Annotated in this window: 1 protein-coding gene; it reads right to left on the bottom strand. The window is 72.5% G+C overall.

What is annotated here, in order from left to right; genetic code table 11:
- Positions 1-44: 44 nt before the first annotated feature.
- Positions 45-1,039: 3-hydroxyacyl-CoA dehydrogenase family protein (locus tag ACTIDRAF_RS0221380; RefSeq protein ID WP_016700758.1), on the bottom strand; the 995-nt coding region annotated here is incomplete at its 5' end.

Below are 1,039 nucleotides of genomic sequence, written 5' to 3'. Positions count from 1 at the left end.
GGCCCGGTGGGGCCGGCGGCCGCCCGCCGACCCCACCGGGGTCCTCAGCCCGCGGTCGCCGGTGACGCGACGCCCCTCGGGAGGAAGCGTTCCCCGTTGACCTGCTCCGACACGCCGGTGCGGTCGAGGTACGGGGTGATCCCGCCCAGCCAGAACGGCCAGCCGGCGCCGAGGATCATGCACAGGTCGATGTCGGCGGGCTCGGCGACCACCTTCTCCTCGAGCATGACGCGCGCCTCCTCGGCCAGCGCGGCCAGCGCACGCTCCCGCAGCTCCTCCTCCGTGAGCGGCGCGTCACCCTGGTGCCACAGTTCCGCGACCTCCGGGTCGAGGCGCTGCGTGTTCTGCTCGTCCCAGGTCCAGACCGCGGTCTTGCCGGCCGCGACGAACCGGCGCAGGTTCTCGCTGACCCGGAACCGCTCCGGGAAGGCGTCGTGCAGGGTCTGCGCGACGTGCGAGGCGACGGCGGGCCCGACCAGCTGGAGCAGGATCAGCGGGCTCATGGGCAGCCCGAGCGGCTGGAGCGCTCGGTCGGCGACCTCGAAGGGGGTGCCCTCGTCGATGGCGGCGATCACCTCGCCGAGGAACCGGGTGAGCAGCCGGTTCACGACGAAGGCCGGCGCGTCGGCGACGAGCACGCAGGACTTCTTCAGCTCCTTGCCGGTGTGCAGGGCGGTGGCGACGGTGGCGTCGTCGGTGTGCCGTCCCCGCACGACCTCCAGCAGCGGCAGGACCGCGACCGGGTTGAAGAAGTGGAACCCCACGACCCGCTCCGGGTGCCGCAGTTCGGCGGCCATGTCCGTGATGGACAACGACGAGGTGTTGGTCGCGAGCACCGCCTCCGGGGAGACGTGCTCCTCCAGCTCGGCGAACACGCGCCGCTTGACCGACAGGTCCTCGAACACGGCCTCGATGACGAAGTCGGCGTCGGCGAAGGCCGCCTTGTCCAGCGAGCCCGTCACCAGGGCGCGGAGCCGGTTCGCCTCGTCGGGCGAGACGCGCCCCTTCGCCAACAGCTTGTCCACCTCGGCGTGCACGT

Source organism: Actinoalloteichus spitiensis RMV-1378 (assembly GCF_000239155.1).
GTDB lineage: Bacteria > Actinomycetota > Actinomycetes > Mycobacteriales > Pseudonocardiaceae > Actinoalloteichus_B > Actinoalloteichus_B spitiensis.
Note: the sequence above shows the minus strand (reverse complement) of the source record. Positions and strands in the feature narration are given on the sequence as shown.